General features: G+C 61.5%; 2 protein-coding genes. Both read left to right on the forward strand.

The window, feature by feature from the left end; all coding sequences use genetic code 11:
* Positions 1–754 (forward strand): taurine ABC transporter substrate-binding protein (locus AC1D1Z_RS37740; protein ID WP_477853952.1); only part of this gene is annotated, 754 nt, incomplete at its 5' end.
* A 56-nt stretch (positions 755–810) separates the two neighbouring features.
* A partial coding sequence (locus tag AC1D1Z_RS37745; RefSeq protein ID WP_477853953.1) for an ATP-binding cassette domain-containing protein occupies positions 811–1,068 on the forward strand: 258 nt, incomplete at its 3' end.

Genomic DNA, 1,068 nt, shown 5'->3' on the forward strand with positions numbered 1-1,068 from the left:
GTTTGCGGCTGCGGTATCACGCGGGCTCGAGGTCAAGGCCTTTTATCTCGCCTCGATCTCGGGCATCGACGAGGCTCTCGTCGTCCGTAACGGCTCCGGTATCGAAAGCCTGAATGATCTGAAGGGCAAGAAGCTTGCTGCTGCGCCGGTGTCGACGGACCACTATCAGCTTCTGGCGCTGATCAAATCGCTCGGCCTGACCGAAAAAGACGTTCAGGTCTTCGCCATCCCTCAGCCTGAGATCGTCGCCAGCTATAACCGCGGCGATATCGATGGCGGCTTCGTCTGGGATCCGGCACTCACCGAACTGAAGAAGAACGGCAAGGTTCTGGTGACCTCCAAGGAGGTGGCAGATAAGGGTGCGCCGACATTCTCGGCCTGGGTCGCGACCTCGACGTTTGCCGCCGACAACCCGCAATTTTTGAAGGGTTTCGCTTCGGTCATCAACAAATACTACGCGTCCTTCGCGTCGGACAAATCCGCCTGGGGTCCCGACAGCGACAACGCCAAGTCACTCGCCAAGCTTCTCGGCGGCACAGCCGACCAGCAGGCATCGGCCCTGAAGAACCTCACGCTGCTGACACCTGAGGTCCAGGCATCGGATGCCTGGCTTGGCGGCGGCGAAAAGGCGGGTGCCGGCAAGATCCTCAAGGACACCGCATCGTTTCTGAAGGAACAGGGCAAGGTTTCTGACGTGCTGGCGAATTACGGCGCCTTCGTCACCGCAGATGCCCTCACCGGCGTCAGCAACTGATCCTCCCCAACGCCGGCGCGCCTTGCCGCGCCGGCGTCGAACCTGCGAGCGGCAACATGCTTAAAGTCGATCACGCCAGCGTTTTCTTCGCAGCCCGCGACGGGCGGACCGTTCACGCGCTCGATCGCGTTTCCTTCGATATTCCCGAACGGGGCTTCGTCGTTGCGCTCGGAGCGTCGGGATGCGGCAAATCAACCCTTCTCAATGCGATCGCCGGTTTCCTCCCGCTTTCGGATGGCCGGATCACGCTCGATGGCCGCGCGGTCGAAAGACCCGGCGCGGATCGTGGCGTCGTCTTTCAGAAGGACTCGCTG

This window comes from Rhizobium sp. P1_E1 (genome assembly GCF_056406015.1).